The sequence below is a fragment of the Aurantimicrobium minutum genome (assembly GCF_029893825.1).
Lineage (GTDB): Bacteria > Actinomycetota > Actinomycetes > Actinomycetales > Microbacteriaceae > Aurantimicrobium > Aurantimicrobium minutum_C.
In genome coordinates, this window is the sequence record NZ_JARXXV010000001.1 from 1,011,831 (window position 1) to 1,026,562 (window position 14,732).

Annotated in this window: 18 protein-coding genes and 1 tRNA gene; 3 read left to right on the top strand and 16 right to left on the bottom strand. The window is 54.4% G+C overall.

What is annotated here, in order from left to right; translation table 11 throughout:
• Positions 1-3 precede the first annotated feature (3 nt).
• The 6 genes from hisC to M2120_RS04850 all read right to left on the bottom strand — a co-directional run bounded on the left by hisC (position 4) and on the right by M2120_RS04850 (position 3,625).
• Positions 4-1,068 carry a histidinol-phosphate transaminase gene (gene hisC, locus M2120_RS04825; RefSeq protein WP_280797588.1) on the bottom strand — a complete coding sequence of 355 codons (1,065 nt, stop codon included), beginning with the start codon at positions 1,066-1,068 and terminating at the stop codon, positions 4-6.
• Between the two features lie 89 nt (positions 1,069-1,157).
• A complete protein-coding gene (gene rplA, locus M2120_RS04830) occupies positions 1,158-1,847 on the bottom strand; it encodes a 50S ribosomal protein L1 (protein WP_280797589.1) in 690 nt (229 codons plus the stop codon).
• A 12-nt stretch (positions 1,848-1,859) separates the two neighbouring features.
• A complete protein-coding gene (gene rplK / locus M2120_RS04835) occupies positions 1,860-2,291 on the bottom strand; it encodes a 50S ribosomal protein L11 (RefSeq protein ID WP_280797590.1) in 432 nt (143 codons plus the stop codon).
• Positions 2,292-2,399: 108 nt separating this feature from the next.
• A complete protein-coding gene (gene nusG / locus M2120_RS04840; protein ID WP_348519939.1) occupies positions 2,400-3,206 on the bottom strand; it encodes a transcription termination/antitermination protein NusG in 807 nt (268 codons plus the stop codon).
• 35 nt (positions 3,207-3,241) lie between these two features.
• Positions 3,242-3,532, bottom strand: a complete 291-nt coding sequence (gene secE, locus M2120_RS04845) for a preprotein translocase subunit SecE (protein WP_280797591.1) — start codon at positions 3,530-3,532, stop codon at positions 3,242-3,244.
• Positions 3,533-3,552: 20 nt separating this feature from the next.
• Positions 3,553-3,625: transfer RNA gene (locus tag M2120_RS04850), tRNA-Trp, on the bottom strand.
• A 129-nt stretch (positions 3,626-3,754) separates the two neighbouring features.
• Between M2120_RS04850 and M2120_RS04855 the strand changes: the two genes are divergently transcribed.
• Complete coding sequence (locus M2120_RS04855; protein ID WP_280797592.1) at positions 3,755-4,960, top strand: pyridoxal phosphate-dependent aminotransferase; 1,206 nt, start codon at positions 3,755-3,757, stop codon at positions 4,958-4,960.
• An 8-nt stretch (positions 4,961-4,968) separates the two neighbouring features.
• On the opposite strand, the gene M2120_RS04860 is transcribed toward M2120_RS04855, so the two are convergent.
• The 4 genes from M2120_RS04860 to M2120_RS04875 are packed head-to-tail and all read right to left on the bottom strand — an operon-like array spanning position 4,969 to position 7,314.
• Positions 4,969-5,322: an iron chaperone gene (locus M2120_RS04860; RefSeq protein WP_280797593.1), complete on the bottom strand. Its 354-nt coding sequence runs from the start codon at positions 5,320-5,322 to the stop codon at positions 4,969-4,971.
• Positions 5,323-5,324: 2 nt separating this feature from the next.
• Positions 5,325-6,440 carry a UDP-N-acetylmuramate dehydrogenase gene (locus M2120_RS04865; RefSeq protein ID WP_280797594.1) on the bottom strand — a complete coding sequence of 372 codons (1,116 nt, stop codon included), beginning with the start codon at positions 6,438-6,440 and terminating at the stop codon, positions 5,325-5,327.
• A gap of 2 nt (positions 6,441-6,442) precedes the next feature.
• Complete coding sequence (locus M2120_RS04870) at positions 6,443-6,862, bottom strand: MaoC family dehydratase (protein ID WP_280797595.1); 420 nt, start codon at positions 6,860-6,862, stop codon at positions 6,443-6,445.
• A gap of 2 nt (positions 6,863-6,864) precedes the next feature.
• Positions 6,865-7,314 (bottom strand): FAS1-like dehydratase domain-containing protein, encoded by a 450-nt coding sequence (locus M2120_RS04875; RefSeq protein ID WP_280797596.1) that lies wholly within the window; start codon positions 7,312-7,314, stop codon positions 6,865-6,867.
• A 513-nt stretch (positions 7,315-7,827) separates the two neighbouring features.
• On the opposite strand from M2120_RS04875, the gene M2120_RS04880 reads away from it, so the two are divergent.
• A complete protein-coding gene (locus M2120_RS04880) occupies positions 7,828-9,210 on the top strand; it encodes a pyridoxal phosphate-dependent decarboxylase family protein (protein WP_280797597.1) in 1,383 nt (460 codons plus the stop codon).
• 19 nt (positions 9,211-9,229) lie between these two features.
• A complete protein-coding gene (locus M2120_RS04885) occupies positions 9,230-10,258 on the top strand; it encodes an agmatine deiminase family protein (RefSeq protein ID WP_432418530.1) in 1,029 nt (342 codons plus the stop codon).
• Between the two features lie 3 nt (positions 10,259-10,261).
• On the opposite strand, the gene M2120_RS04890 is transcribed toward M2120_RS04885, so the two are convergent.
• Genes M2120_RS04890 through M2120_RS04915 form a run of 6 tightly spaced genes read right to left on the bottom strand, consistent with a single transcriptional unit; the run spans position 10,262 to position 14,732 of the window.
• Positions 10,262-10,417: a hypothetical protein gene (locus tag M2120_RS04890; protein ID WP_280797598.1), complete on the bottom strand. Its 156-nt coding sequence runs from the start codon at positions 10,415-10,417 to the stop codon at positions 10,262-10,264.
• Between the two features lie 15 nt (positions 10,418-10,432).
• The gene (locus tag M2120_RS04895; protein ID WP_280797599.1) at positions 10,433-11,491 is read right to left on the bottom strand and encodes an NAD(P)-dependent alcohol dehydrogenase; all 1,059 of its coding nucleotides are present in this window, start codon (positions 11,489-11,491) and stop codon (positions 10,433-10,435) included.
• 38 nt (positions 11,492-11,529) lie between these two features.
• On the bottom strand, positions 11,530-12,747 hold the full coding sequence (locus M2120_RS04900) for an NAD(P)/FAD-dependent oxidoreductase (RefSeq protein ID WP_280797600.1): 1,218 nt from the start codon (positions 12,745-12,747) through the stop codon (positions 11,530-11,532).
• A gap of 9 nt (positions 12,748-12,756) precedes the next feature.
• Entirely contained in the window at positions 12,757-12,954 is a 198-nt protein-coding gene (locus M2120_RS04905; protein ID WP_280797601.1) for a ferredoxin, read from the bottom strand.
• A gap of 1 nt (position 12,955) precedes the next feature.
• On the bottom strand, positions 12,956-13,831 hold the full coding sequence (locus tag M2120_RS04910; RefSeq protein ID WP_280797602.1) for a fumarylacetoacetate hydrolase family protein: 876 nt from the start codon (positions 13,829-13,831) through the stop codon (positions 12,956-12,958).
• The gene (locus M2120_RS04915; RefSeq protein WP_280797603.1) at positions 13,824-14,732 is read right to left on the bottom strand and encodes a catechol 1,2-dioxygenase; all 909 of its coding nucleotides are present in this window, start codon (positions 14,730-14,732) and stop codon (positions 13,824-13,826) included. The genes M2120_RS04910 and M2120_RS04915 overlap by 8 nt, the downstream gene beginning before the upstream one ends.

Sequence of the window (14,732 nt, forward strand, 5' to 3'; positions counted from 1 at the left end):
GCTCTACTTCTTATAGGAGCCGAGCGCTTCAACAAGCGCCTCATTGGCTTCAGGGGATCCAATGGAAATACGGATACCGTTTCCACTAAATGCGCGACCAATGATGCCTCTGCTCATGAGGTGAGCTTGCAGGGCATCTGTTTCTTCGCCGGCAGCTAACCAGACAAAGTTTGCCTGCGACAGTGGCGCATCCCAGTCAGTTGTTGCCAGATATGCCTCAAGCTTGTTGCGTTCCTGGAGTAAGACATCGATGCGTTCTTGCAATTCGGGTTCCGCAGCGAGCGAGGCAACGCCTGCAGCCTGTGCAATATCCGTCACACCGAAAGGCAAGGCAACCTTTGCTAAACCTTCCATGACGTCAGGGCGAGCAACGGTGTATCCCAGGCGCAGCGCAGCAAGACCATAGGCCTTAGAGAAAGTGTGAAGAACCGCCACATTCTCAAACTCCCGGTAGAGCTCAAGTCCACGTGCCGCTTCGGGATCGTTCTGGAAGTGAACATACGCTTCGTCGATCACAACCAGAATGTGGGAAGGAACCTTGGTCAAAAACTCGCGCAATTCTTCGTGCCCAACGGCAGTGCCAGTTGGGTTATTGGGCGTGCAGATGAAGATGACTTTGGTTGCTGGGGTGATGGCAGCCAGCATGGCTGGAAGGTCATGGCGGTGGTCGACAGTGAGGGGAACCTCAACCGGGGTTGCCCCCGCCCCGCGAACCAAGATGGGATATGCCTCAAAGGAGCGCCACGCATAGATCACTTCATCCCCGTGGCCAGCGAAAGCACGAATGAGTTGACCGGCAACCTCAACTGAGCCAGTACCAAAAGCCAGCTCTGGTTCGCTCACACCCAAACGCTTCGCCAGTGCTGTGGTGAGCTCGGGTGCTGCCATGTTGGGGTAACGGTGCATCGTGGATGCCGCGTCAGTAATTGCCTGGATGACAGAAGGCAATGGTGGGTAGGGGTTCTCATTAGAAGAGAGTTTGTATACCGGACCGTCCCATCCATCCACCGTTGACTTCCCTGGCTTATACGCAGGGATGTTTTCAATGTGGGCAGGTTGCTTAATCACCCTTCCACGATACCGGTGAGTCAGAGTGCTTTAACCAGTCAGGGTCCGTCGCTTACGCGACGGACCCTGAGCTGTATGTTCAGTTGAACTTAGATGCTTGCAACATCGAGGGGGATGCCAGGACCGAAAGTGGTCGAGACTGCGCCCTTCTGGATGTAGCGACCCTTTGCCGATGAAGGCTTGAGACGAACAACTTCGTCCAAAGCTGCAGCGATGTTTTCAGAAAGCTGCTCAGCGGTGAAGGATGCCTTACCAATGATGAAGTGAACGTTCGAGTGCTTGTCTACCTTGAACTCGATCTTTCCACCCTTGATGTCAGTAACTGCCTTAGCAACATCAGGAGTAACGGTTCCAGTCTTGGGGTTTGGCATCAGGTTACGAGGACCGAGTACCTTACCGAGACGACCAACCTTACCCATGAGTTCAGGGGTAGAAACAGCTGCATCGAAAGCGGTGTAACCAGCGGCTACCTTCTCGATGAGCTCGTCGCCGCCAACCTCGTCAGCACCAGCAGCAAGAGCTGCCTCAGCTGCAGGACCGGTTGCGAACACGATAACGCGTGCAGTCTTACCGGTACCGTGAGGCAACATGACGGTTCCACGAACCATCTGGTCTGCCTTACGAGGGTCAACACCGAGCTTGAGGGCTACCTCAACGGTGCTGTTGAACTTAGCGGAACCGGTTTCCTTAGCAATAGCAACTGCTTCAGGCGCGGTGTAGAACTTGCCTTCTTCAATCTTTGCGGCAGCAGCAAGGTATGCCTTTGACTTCTTAGCCATGATTTATACCCCTTAGCCCTCTACCGTGATGCCCATGGAACGAGCGGTTCCGGCAATGATCTTCTTAGCTGCATCAATGTCGTTGGCGTTGAGGTCAACCATCTTTGCTTCTGCAATGGTCTGGACCTGTGCCTGAGTGAGCTTGGCAACCTTCACGGTGTGAGGAGTACCAGAACCCTTAGCAACGCCAGCAGCCTTCTTGATCATTTCAGCTGCTGGAGGGGTCTTGAGGATGAAGTCGAATGAACGGTCTTCGTAAACAGTGATCTCAACAGGGATGATGTTTCCGCGCTGAGCTTCGGTTGCTGCGTTGTATGCCTTGCAGAAATCCATGATGTTCACACCGTGCTGACCCAGAGCGGGACCAACAGGAGGAGCTGGATTCGCGGCGCCGGCCTGGATCTGAAGCTTAATCAGACCTGTGACCTTCTTTTTCGGTGCCATTTCTTTTTCCTTTTTTTAGATTCGAACTCATCGGGGTTCCGATGAACTCTCCCGTGAAATCAGGCGAACCTGATTCGCGGTAATCCCAGCGACAAGCGCCGGGAAGCTTTACTGCTTGGTGACCTGGTCGAAGCTGAGCTCGACGGGGGTCTCACGCTCGAACAGTGAAACAAGCACGGTGAGCTTGCCGCTCTCGGGCTTGATTTCGCTGATGGTTCCAGGTAGACCCGCGAACGAACCTTCCTTGATAACCACGGTCTCGCCGATTTCGAAGTCGATCTCTGCGATAGGAGTACGAGCAACTGCCTGACCACCCTTGGCCTGAACAGCCTTGGCGGTGGGAACATCCTTGACCTCAACCAAAGGCTTCAGCATGTTGAATGCTTCCTGGAAGCGCAGTGGGGTGGGGTTGTGAGCGTTGCCTACGAAGCCAGTAACACCGGGGGTGTGACGAACACACGACCAGCTGTCTTCGTTGAGGTCCATACGCACGAGTACGTATCCGGGGATACGAACGCGGGTGACCATCTTGCGCTGACCGTTCTTGATCTCAACAACGTCTTCCATAGGAACTTCGATCTGGAAGATGAAGTCGCCCAGCTGCATCGAGGTGCGACGGTTCTCAATGTTGTGCTTCACCTTGCGCTCGAAACCGGCGTAAGAGTGAATGACGTACCACTTGCCTGGCAGGGTGCGAAGCTCTGCTTCGAAAGCTGCGTAGGGGTCGTCTGCTACTTCTTCTTCGTCTTCAGCTGCAACGATTGCTGCTTCAGCTTCTTCGATGGTGTCAACGTCGAGTGCGTCTTCAATAACGGCGTCAGCCTCTACGTCCACAACAGCAGCTGCGTCAGTTTCAGTAAGTGCATCCAGTGCGGCCTCGAGCAGCTGCTCGTCTTCGCGCGTCGATTCAGTCACGGTGTTCCTGTCTTATCTAGAAAAACGTTTACTGCTTAGCCAGCAGTGGTTGGCTGGGTGGGATCACCGAAGACGGTAACCACAGTCCAACCGAAGATGTAGTCCAAGCCCGAAACGATAGCCATCATGATGACGACGAATGCGAGCACAACCAACACATAGTTGATGAGTTCCTTGCGGGTAGGTGTGACGACCTTCTTCAGTTCGCCGATCACCTGTCGAATGAAAAGAGCAATGCGCGAGAAAGGATTGCGCTTTCCAGCACGCTCCTTCTTTGCACGAGCGACGATGTCCTCACCGGGTTCGTCGGCTACGTCTTGCGCCATTTACTTTTCCTTTCGATTTGCAGGGCGGACAGGACTCGAACCTGCAACCTGCGGTTTTGGAGACCGCTGCTCTACCAATTGAGCCACCACCCTTTGCTTCGCAGAACTTCTTCAATTGAAAGAAGGCGCGCGAAAGCATGGCATATTGCAACCACTTCGCACTAGCTTAGGTCAGAAAGTGCCTCTCTGTAAAGCTGGGCTCTGCGCCCTATAGTGGTAACCGTGCCTGAATTGAAGCGAATTTCTTCTCGTATTTCCGCCATTGCTGAATCGGCAACCCTCAAGGTTGATGCCAAAGCAAAGGCTCTCCAAGCTGCTGGTCGCCCCGTGATTAGCTATGCAGCCGGTGAACCTGACTTCCCCACACCCCCACACATCGTTGAGGCGGCGTTGGCGGCAGTGAAGGACCCAAAGAACCACCGCTACACCCCCGCTGCTGGTCTGCCCGAGATGCGCCAGGCCATTGCGGATAAGACCAAGCGCGACAGTGGTTGGGCCATTGACCCCAGCCAGGTCGTCGTGACCAACGGTGGCAAGCAGGCTGTGTACCAGGCATTTGCCACACTTCTTGATCCAGGTGACGAGGTTCTCGTTCCCACTCCGTACTGGACTACCTACCCCGAAGCCATCAAGCTTGCCGGTGGCGTTCAGGTTGATGTGTTTGCTGGTGCTGACCAGGAGTACAAAGTCACTGTGGAGCAGCTGGAAGCCGCACGCACCGACAAGACCAAACTGTTGCTCTTCGTATCTCCTTCCAACCCCACTGGCGCTGTGTACTCCCCTGAGGAAACCAAAGCAATTGGTGAGTGGGCAGACAAGCACGGCCTGTGGGTTATTGCTGACGAGATTTACCAGAACCTCACCTATGACGGCGTGAAGGCAATCTCCATTGTGGAAGCAGTTCCTGCACTGCAGGACCGCACCATCTTGGTCAACGGTGTCGCGAAGACCTATGCCATGACCGGGTGGCGTCTGGGCTGGATGGTCGGCCCCGCCGATGCCATCAAGGCCGCTGCCAACCTGCAGTCACACCTGAGCTCAAACGTCTCCAACATTTCCCAGCGTGCTGCTATTGCTGCTCTGACTGGGCCTCAGGAACCTGTTGAGGAAATGCGCCTCGCCTTTGATCGCCGTCGCAAGCTCATTGTGGAAGAACTGCGCAAGATTCCTGGTTTCGAAGTTCCCATGCCTGAAGGTGCGTTCTACGCATACTGCGATGTGACTGCACTTCTGAACAAGGAATGGGATGGTGTCACACCAACCAATACTTTGGAACTGGCAGACCTCATCTTGGACAAGGCAGAAGTTGCCGCTGTTCCTGGTGAAGCATTTGGCCCCAGTGGCTACCTGCGCTTTAGCTACGCTCTCGGAGACGCACCCCTGCTCGAGGGTATTCAGCGCCTGCAGAAGCTCTTCGGCACCAAGTAACAGCTGTTCTAGATACCTAGTTCGGCTTTGCGTGCCGAAATCATGTCACCGATGAGGTGTTCGTCAACGTCCCAATCAACGGGTATGCGGATGAGACCTTTTGTCGTTTCATATCCTGCAAGTCGGGGAGCGAACTCGGCCATCACTGCTTCGCTCCACGGCGCCAAGGCTAAATGGTTCTTGAAGGCGTTCACACCAAAGACATACTTGCCTTGGATCTGAACCTGCGGAACGTTCCACGCTAACTTCAACTCTGCTTCAGGGAACTGCTTCAGAATCGAATCCAACACCGCACGCAGAGTTTCCTGTTTGGGGCTTTCCAGAGAATTGAGATAGTCCTCAACAGATGCAAACTTGGCCATGGCTAAATCTCCACACCAACCAGGTTCGGCTCGGGATACAAGATCACACCAAAGTGAGACTGAACCATGGCCTGCACATAGGTTGCCAAGCCGACAACCTCGGCTGCCGTGGCACCGCCCTGGTTTGTAATTGCCAGGGTGTGCTTCGAGGAGATTGCCGCATTCGAACCTGGAATGCGGTAGCCCTTCTTCACTCCTGAGTTCTCAATCAGCCATGCTGCAGAGAGTTTGACTAGTCGAGGCCCTTGCTCTGCAGAGGCCAGCGGCGGAACTTCTGCACCAAGAGGCAGCACACGATCGTGTTCCACCTGCTGAATCGGGAATCGTGGCGCATCCTCGGGCAGGTTACGGGCAAAGTTCTCGGTGACGATGGGATTCATGAAGAACGACCCCGCACTGGCGGTGTCTGGATCAGCAGGATCTAGCACCATGCCTTTGCTCGCACGCAGAGCAAGAACGGTGTCTCTCACCGTGGCTAAAGCCACCTGGTCACCAAGGTTCACACCCAATGCTGTAGCCAGCTGTGGAAATGCGATGGGTGCAGAAAGGTTATCTCCGAAGGACGCCAGACTCAGCTCAATCGTGAGTACCACCCCCTCTTTGCCCTGCTTAAATACTGAATCGCGATATCCCAGCCCAAGCTCTTCAGCTGGGATCCATGAAATCTCTTGGGTGTAGCGATCTAGGAATTCGACGGCGGTGAGGACTGTGGAAAGTTCCTGACCATACGCACCAATGTTCTGGATTGGTGCAGCGCCACAGGAACCTGGAATACCCGAGAGCGCCTCTATGCCAGCGAGACCTTGCTCCACACTCCACGCAACAAGATTGTCCCAATTCTCTCCAGCTGCAACGCGAACGGTGCTGTGGTTAGGGCTGCGGGAAATGTCCTGCTGACGCTCGATGCCTGCGGTCTGAACATGAATCACAGTGCCATCAAAACCGTCGTCAGCAACGATGGTGTTGGAACCACCGCCGAGTAGCAGCCACGGTTCGTTGGAATCCCACGTGTTGAGGGCAGCTTCAATGAGTTGCTCTCGCGTGGTTACGGTAATGAGTTCGCGCGCTGGACCGCCCACCTGCATGGTGGTGAGGGTCGAGAGCGGAACTGAACTCATATTTAGGCGAGGTTGACGCGAACCTGTGCTTTACCCAGCACAGTTTCATCGTTGAAGGTTGCCGTGAGGTCGATACGAGCAATCTTGCTCTCGTCTTCGAGCGCTCCCACGGTTGCCTTGACGGTGACATCCGCACCATGTGCGCCATCGACCAGTACGGGGCGTGTGAAGCGAACTTGGTAGTCAACAATGCGAGCAGGGTCACCCACCCAGTTGGAGACCGGCTGAACTGCCAGGCCCATGGTCAGCATGCCGTGAGCTAAAACACCGGGCAGGCCAACTGAGGTGGCGACGTCGTCGCGGTAGTGGATGGGGTTGAAGTCTCCCGATGCCCCGGCATAGCGAACCAGGTTGTCGCGAGTGAGGTGGAAAGACTCCTCGGCAACGACGTCACCCTTGGTCAATGAGCTGTAGTCAACCATGATTAGTCCTCATCTCCTCGAACCACGAGGGTGGAGATCGCCGTCACCACGTGCTTGCCTTCAGCATCCACAATCTCAGAATCAGCGGTGACCATGTTATGGCCGCCGAGACTTTTCACGCTGGAGACGGTCAGAGTTGCTGTGAGCTCATCACCAGCAACAATTGCTCTGGTGTAGCTAAAACGTTGTTCGCCGTGTACGACGCGAGAGAAATCGATACCTGCGTCAGGCTCAGCAAGGAGCTGCGCCAATGTGGCCTCCTGCACGACTACAGGAAAGGTAGTCGGGGCAACAAGGTCTGCATGACCTGCTGCACGAGCAGCATCCACGTCAAAGTTGATGGGATTGGTTGCGAGTACTGCGCGAGCAAACTCGCGAATCTTTTCGCGACCAACAAGATACGGTGCGGTCGGAGGGAAAACACGACCTTGGAGTTCAGGATTTACAGCCACGCCACAATTCTAGGCGTGGGAGGCATAACCTTCAGGGTTAAACGCAAGAACCCCAGACCGTCTTTGACCTGGGGTTCTTGTGGCAGCTACTGCTGCGAAGTTATTACTGGCAGCTGTCGCACTGAAGCAGATCCATAGGATCTACGGGTACTGCGTAGCCACCAACGGTGTCGTTTGATTCGAATTCCATTTTTGCCTCCATAAAACTTGTCGAAACATTTGCATGTTTCTGCCGCACCCCTGCGGTGAATTATTACTATATAACGTGAATCACACCTATGTCATTCCACTACATCTAGTGTTTGTGAGTTTTTTCCCAACTTGCTGTGAGTATGCCTAGAGAACCGCATATTTACGCCATTTCCGTCCCAAAAAAACTTTTTTCGCTGCGGGGTTTCGGCGTGTCGAGTTTCCCCGGTAGTGTGGTCTGAGCCTGCTGAAGGGCCCCAGTCGCACGACACTCGTCGTGGCGGGCATTGAGCGGATGAAACATCGAAGTGGATGTCTGCCGATATGACAACTCCCCATGCAAATCACATGCACACCGTAGATCTCGAAACTATGAAGTTGCGTGAGCAAGTTTTCGAATACGCTCGTCGCCGCATGAATTACGACCCACCACCGCTGGATGGTCCCAAGACCATCTCTCAGTTGCGTGCTGAGGTTCCTGCCACTGTGACCGAAGCGGGTATGGGCGGTTTAGAAGCACTCAACCTGTTTGAGAATGTTCTGGCTGAAGCGACCATTTCGAACGATCACCCCAACTACCTCTCCTTCATTCCGTGTGCGCCAACCGAGGCAGCGACTCTGTTTGACCTCATCGTCTCTGCCTCGACCATCTACGGTGGCTCCTGGATGGAGGGCGCCGGTGCCGTCTACGCTGAGAACCAGGTTCTCGAATGGCTCGCACGTGAAGCAGGCATGCCTGAGGGCGCCGGTGGCGTCTTTGTTCAGGGTGGAACCCTAGGTAACCTTTCTGCTCTTGTTGCAGCTCGCCACACCGCCAAGGAAGCCCTGCTGGCCGCAAGGAAGGAACTGCCCGCTCGCTGGCGCTTTGCCTGCAGTTCAGAAGCGCACTCCTCCCTCAAAGCAGCTGCCCGCGTAATGGATGTCGACATTGTTCCTGTTCCGGTCAATGCCGAAGGCCGTTTGACCGGTGCTGCCCTGGAATCAACTCTTGAGGGTGACTGGGACGGCATCTTTGCCGTAGTTGCTACCGGAGGCACAACCAACTTCGGCATCGTCGATGAGCTCGAGGCTGTCGGAACTGTCACCAAGGCACACAACGTCTGGTTCCACGTGGATGGTGCCTACGGCATCGCGGCGATGCTGGCACCCACCACCAAGCACCTCTTTGCTGGTGTTGCACTGGCAGATTCGTTTATTGTGGACCCACACAAGTGGCTGTTTGCACCCTTCGATGCGTGTGCACTGGTCTATCGCAACCCAGAGCTTGGTCGTAACACCCACACCCAGCATGCTGAGTACCTAGATGCACTCGAGAACCCCGAAGAGTGGAACCCCAGTGACTATGCCTATAACCTGACTCGTCGTCCACGTGGATTGCCTCTGTGGTTCTCACTGGCCACCTATGGTGTTGCTGCATACCGTGAAGCCATCGAACAAAACATTCAGCTTGCCTACAAGATTGCTGATGAGATTCGTCGTCGTCCAGATCTCGATTTGGTCCGTGACCCTCAGCTCTCGGTTGTGGTCTTCACCAAGAAGGGCTGGACCTTAGATGACTACACCCGTTGGTCGAACAAGCTGCTTGCCGACGGCATTGGTTTTGTTGTTCCTAGTTCACACAAGGGTGAGCCCAACACTCGCTTTGCAATTGTGAACCCCAGAACTTCCTACGAATCTTTGGTCGAAATCCTCGACACGATGGTCTAACTAGGAATACGGTCTAAACGTGACTTCTCGTGAATTTCACATGCCAGCCGAGTGGGCTGAGCATGAGCGCACCTGGATGGCATGGCCTTCTTCCGGATACACCCTCGGAGAAACTGAGGAACTAGCTAACGAAGCACGCCAGTGCTGGTCGACTGTAGCCAACACCATAGTCCGCTTTGAGCCAGTCACAGTCCTCGTCGACCCGAGCGCCTTAGACGAAGCTAAGAAATGGCTTGACCCCCAGGTCGAGATCCTCATTGCCGAATTAGATGACGCCTGGATGAGAGACATTGGTCCCACCTTTGTCCGGGACTCACACGGCAAGCTTGCGGGCATTAACTGGATATTCAATGGTTGGGGAGGGCAATCCTGGGCAAGCTGGGAGCACGACTCTCAAGCAGCAACCAAGATTCTCGATGCTATTGGCATCCCCCGGATTGACTCCCCCCTCACCAATGAGGGTGGCGGTATTCATGTCAATGGTTCCCGCACCATCATGATCACCGAAACGGTTCAACTTGATCCTGGCCGCAACCCCGACTGGACAAAGGAACAAGTAGAAGCTGAACTTCAGCGAACCCTCGGCGTTGATCACGTGATCTGGTTGCCCCGGGGTCTCACTCGCGACTACGACGAGTTCGGCACCCGTGGTCACATCGACATCGTTGCCTGCTTCGCTAACGAGGACACTGTGCTGTTCCATGACCAGAAGAACCAAGATCACCCTGACTACTGGATCAGCCAAGAGGTGCGCCGCGTTCTCAAAGGGGCACGAGACTCAGAAGGCAACAAGCTCAACGTGATCTCGGTACCAGCACCTGAAACTCTGCAAGATGACGAGGGCTGGGTCGACTACAGCTACATCAACCACTACGTCTGTAATGGTGCAGTGATTCTGTGTGCTTTCGATGACGCTAACGATGCGAAGGCAAAGAAGGTTCTTGAAAAGGCATATCCCGGCCGTGAAGTGGTCCTCGTGGATGCCAGGCCACTCTTTGCCCGCGGTGGCGGAATCCACTGCATTACACAGCAGCAGCCAAAGGCTTAGAGCTTACTTTTCCTCTTCAGCTGTTCCACGAAGAACATCGACTTGATGTTCCATCATTTTGGCGAGCTTGTCCATCTTCTGGTATTCCTCTGAGGATGAATCAGGGCGTCCAGTTGTGGGGTAGTTTGCAGCAGGTTCAGCAGGTCGTTGTTCAGACATGAGAATTCTTTCGCTCTAGATAGTTGCAGTGTCGATGACGAAACGGAATTGAACATCGCCTGCGATGACGCGTTCATATGCTTCGTTAACCTGATCAGCTGAGATGAGTTCAACATCCGCGGTGATGTTGTGCTTTCCGCAGAAGTCGAGCATCTCTTGAGTTTCTCGCGTGGAACCAATCATGGATCCGGAGATTGAACGCTTGCGCTTCATGAGGTTCACCAAAGAGAACGGGTGTGTGGCATTGCCCACTGCCCCCACCACGCAATACGTTCCCCCGCGGTTGAGCAGTTTCAGGAAGGGATCCATATCGTGATCGCTAGGAAGAGTTGAGATGATGAGATCAAAACGCTCAGCAGCGGCTTTCATCGCGTCGAGGTCTGTTGTGAGAATGACTTCGTCTGCACCGAGCTTCTTGGCCAGCTCACCCTTTTCTGGGCTGGTCGTCAACGCAACAGTGTGAGCACCGAGTGCGTGTGCGAGCTTGATCCCCATGTGGCCCAGACCGCCGATGCCGGCAATGCCTACGGTCTTGCCAGGTCCTGCTTCCCAGAACTTCAGGGGCGAATACAAGGTGATTCCGGCACACATCAAGGGAGCAGCAGCAGCCTTGTCCAGATTGGTTGGAACGCTGAATACAAAGCGCTCTGTCACTACTATTTCTTGTGAGTAGCCACCCTGTGTGGTGTGGCCAGGCATATAGGGATCTGGTTCCGCATAGGTCAAGAGTGGCCCACCGGGAGCTGAACACATGTGGTCTTCACCACTGATGCAGTAATCACATTCACCGCAGCTCTTGACCAAACAGCCCACACCTACGGTGTCTCCCACCTTAACCTTGGTCACATTGGCACCGACTTCGGTTACTGTTCCCAAAATTTCGTGACCAGGAACCACGGGGTAAGTCATGTCTCCCCAGTCGCCACGCACGGTGTGAATGTCAGAATGACAAATGCCGCAGAACTCAACGGCAATGCGTACATCCTCAGGTAGAACATCACGACGGGTAATCTCCATCGTTTCCAGTGGAGCTTTTTCAGCGGGAGCGCCCACGGCGCGAACCTGAGTGGTCATGATATTCCTTTCACATCAGCAACAGTGGTGCACAAAGTTTACGCAGTTGCGGTGAGTCCGACCTTATTGCGGTAACTCATCACTTTAGAGCGCATGCCGATGCCACAGACACCAACCATGTCCTCGCCCTTGAAATATCCATAGATGCAGTCGCCACCGACTTCTCCTTCGAGAAGACGAACTTCCTCTCCCTGATCAAGAAGCCCATACGCAAGCAGGCTCACTTCAAACTGGTCACTCCAGAAGCTGGGGATAGGTGCAAAGTTCTTCGCGAGTTCTGTTGCATGTGCTTCGGCATCTTCACCGAGCTGGAGAGCAACTTGCTTGCCCACCTTGCGCGCCATCTCAGTTGGAATATTCCAGTGTTCAACTCGACGCGTTGTGGGGTCAAACTGCGGGATGGGAAAACGTGCAACGTCACCTATGGCAAAAACATTCGACCATGGGGTTCCGTTCTGGTGAAGAGCGTGCAGGGTGGAATTAACGTGAACACCCGATGCAATGTCTATGTCATTGCCTTCGAGGAATTCTGTGTTCGGCAGAGAACCGATTGATTCAATGAGAACATCACACTCAAGGGTTTCGCCATTGTCGAGGACAACACCAGTGACCTTGTCATCCCCCAGGATCTCAGTCAGTTGAGTCTTCATCACAAATCGAACGCCATGAGCTTCGTGGCGGCGTTGGATATCTTCAGCAAGCTGGTGTCCTAAAGGACGCAGCATGGGGACAGGACCCTTACCTACAACCGTGACGGATGCACCGAGCTTGGTAGCCGTGGCTGCTGCTTCACATCCAATGAATCCTGCTCCATAGACCACAACCTTCGCTCCAGGCTTGAGCTCTGGTCGCAACGCCATTGCATCATCGAGTGTGCGAATCGCGTGTGCTCCACGCGTGGGTGCCCCCGGCATGGAAAGCCTGCGCGGACGCAGTCCGGTAGCGATGATCAATAAATTGTACTCAATGACGGTGTCATCAGCGAGAGTGATGGTCTGTGCGTCGAGGTCTGAACTCACAACAGCATTACCGAGAACCCACTCGACATCTTCGAGCACTTCGGCAATCGGGAAGGCCACAGCAGCGTGGTCTACCTGTTCAGCAAGAACCTCTTTAGACAGCGGAGGGCGGTTATAAGGTGCGTGAGGCTCGTCGCCTATGACGACCAGACGCCCCGCATAACCACTCTTGCGCAGTGTTTCGGCGGCACGAAGTCCACCCATGGAGGCCCCGACGATAACGACAGGACGTGTCATGGGGTGACCTTAATCTGCTTTGGTGAAAGTAATTGCCTGCATAGGGCAAATGTCTACTGCGAGCTGGACGTTGTCCTGTTCGCTGTCATCTGCCGTTGCTTCGTATTCCAGCTTGTCGTCATCATTGAGACGGAATACGTTCGGTGCATCAAATACGCACTGACCGTAGTGCTGGCACTTTTCCATATCGACATGAATCTTCAACATGTTATTTTTCCTCCACTGTGGATGGGTATAGGTCTTTGGATGGGGTGCGAATTCCGCGGAATTCCCAGTCTCCACCGAGTGCTGTCGAGACTACTTCTTCACTCTCGGTGGGCTGTGCTCCCACGTCGGTGCGAATAGGGGTTGGTCCAACAACGATGTGGTTGGTCAAGCGACCAAGACCCTCAACCTCGACCTCGACGATGTCGCCGGGTTCGACTGGGCGAGAGAATGCGGGGGTTCCAGAGAAGAGCATGTCTCCAGGAACCAAGGTGATGGTGCGGGCAATATCTGCAACGAGATAGTGCATGTCCCATTCCATGTTGTCGGTGTTGTCTTCTTGCTTGATTTCACCATTGACGTAGGTGCGGATTATCTTGTTGCGGAAGTCCCAGTCAGTTACAAGTCCTGGACCTACTGGTGCCAGAGTGTCTGAACCTTTCACACGCAGCATAGAGCCGGCGTCGGTATCGCGGAAGTCGTGCAGACCATAGTCATTACCCACGGTGTAGCCGGCAATGTACTCGCCAGCTTCCTGAGGGGAAATGTTGCGGCAGGTCTTGCCGATGACGATGACAATTTCACCCTCATAGTTCAACCACTTGCACCCTTCAGGACGCACAATGGCACCCTTGTGGCTGTTCAGTGCCGTAATCGGCTTGTGGAAATAGGTAGGTGCATCGGGGAGCTTGGTCATGAACTCCTTGGTGCGGCTGTCATAGTTCAGGTGAACTGCGATGATCTTGGTGGGCTCCGAAGGTGGCAGGTGCTGCGCATCTTCAATAGCCACGCGACGACCGTCAGCGGCAACAAGGAACTCTCCGTCGCGCACGGTTTGCACCGCAGCGCCGTCAAGCAGGATTCGACGATATTCAGTCACGAGAGAGAACCATGTCCTTTGGCTGGGGGAAGCCACCTTCAGGCTTCGGGAAGTAGATGTGAACCTGGCCGGTTCCTACTGAGTTTTCGTACTCAGAGTACATAACACCCTTAGAGGTGTTTGCCTCTTCACCAATGGCACCAGCCATGGTGAGGTAGTGGCTGAAGTTTGCCTCAGGCTTGAACTTCAGGAATTCAGGCATGGTCTCCAGCACGCGTGCGTGGTCACCTGCCTTGAACCATTCAATGCGCTCTTCATCTGCTGCACGAGCTTCTGGGGAGAAGATGTGGCTGGGGTCACTTGCTTCGTGCTTTCGCAGATCGCGCAGCTTGTAGAAGGTGTGCGAGAGTGCGCCTGAAGCCAGCAATAAAACCTTGCGGTCTGAGTCGCGGATAGCTTCACCCAGTGCACGACCTGCACGCAGGAAGTCTTCGGTGGTTGCTGTCTGGCATACCGAGACCGAAACCCAGCGCTTGTCCAGACCCTTACCCAAGTAGTCCCACAGGTTCACAGTTGCATACATGATGGGCAAGTAAGGGTCAGAGATAGGGGTAATCCAAGTACCGTTCTTCTCGTCATACTTCACAACTGACTCAGCCAATTCACGGTCTCCCTTGAAGGAGTAAGGAATCTGCGACATTCCACGGGGAAGCTCTTCCGCGGTGTACTTACCTTCGCGGTGATCGTGAGAGGTGATCACGAACTCAACGGTGGTTGCCCAGTGAGAGTCGAGAACAATCACAGTGTCATAGTCGAGTTTCTCCATAACGTCCTTGCGGAACTTCTCGAAACCAGGAACAAGCGAAATTTCCTTGCCCTCATTGAGCTCAAGACGAGTCTCCAGGGGGAGCATGACGGTGGGTACGTGCGCAAGGATTGCCGCGCCTACTACTTCGCCCAT